The sequence below is a fragment of the Priestia sp. P5_B4 genome (genome assembly GCF_056400385.1).
On record NZ_JBFULJ010001127.1, the window covers coordinates 1 to 1,032 of the forward strand.

The following is a 1,032-nucleotide window of genomic DNA, read 5'->3' on the forward strand; positions in this document are numbered from 1 at the left end:
CAGCAGGACATTCAGTTGAAGGGATGGGCAATTGAATGTCGGATCAATGCAGAAAATCCGGCTAAAAACTTTATGCCTTCTCCTGGGAAAGTCGAGATGTATTTACCTCCTGGCGGCTACGGAGTGCGTGTAGACAGCGCCGTTTACCCAGGCTATGAAATTTCCCCATTTTATGATTCCATGGTCGCGAAATTAATTGTAACGGGGAAAGATCGAAATGAAGCGATTCAACGAATGAAACGCGCGCTCGAAGAATTTATCATTATAGGTATTCATACAACCATTCCTTTTCATTTAGAATTACTGAACCATCCTTCTTTTAAGGAAGGGGATTTTACAACCAAATTTCTAGAAAGTAATCCTATTTCAATTAAAGAACTAGAGATGGTGTAAGAAAGGAAAGTGCTCTTATAAGGGAGTGCTTTCCTTTTTTTCTTCATGTATAATAAAAAGAACATATGATTAGCTAGTAAGCTATACGTCTATCAAATACATGTATTCGCACAAATAAGGGAGAAGGTTTTATGCAAGCTAACAATAAAACGGTTGTTAAATCCATGCAGATTCTCACGCTTTTTATCAAGCACCCTAAGCTGACCTTCACAGAAATGATGGAATATTCAGGCGTTCCGAAAACTTCTTTGCACCGGATGGTTGGTTCGCTTGAAGAGATGGGATTTTTAACAAAAGATGCGCAAGGATACTATTCGCTAGGACTTTTATTCTTGCAATTTGGTCAGCTGGTGGCTAATCGCTTAGATATTAGAAATATCGCAAAGCCTGTAATGGAAACGCTCCGAGACGAAGTAGAAGAAGCGGTTAATTTAATTGTACGAGATGGGAATGAAGCTATGTATATTGAAAAAGTAGATACGCTTCATCCAGTGCGTCTCTATACATCAATTGGAAGGCGTTCACCTCTTTATGCAGGAGCTTGTTCACGCATTATCTTGGCGCATTTACCCGAAAAAGAACAAGAGGAATATATTACTCAAACGGAGCTAGCTCCAATAGGTATTGGAACTATTACAG

General features: G+C 39.2%; 1 protein-coding gene and 1 pseudogene. Both read left to right on the top strand.

Features of this window, described 5'->3' with window-relative positions; translation table 11 throughout:
• Nucleotides 1–393 (top strand): annotated as a pseudogene (locus tag AC1DRF_RS29345) (acetyl-CoA carboxylase biotin carboxylase subunit); the annotation flags it as partial.
• A gap of 131 nt (nt 394–524) precedes the next feature.
• Nucleotides 525–1,032, top strand: a 508-nt coding sequence (locus tag AC1DRF_RS29350; protein ID WP_477742489.1) for an IclR family transcriptional regulator, incomplete at its 3' end; no start/stop codon positions are given.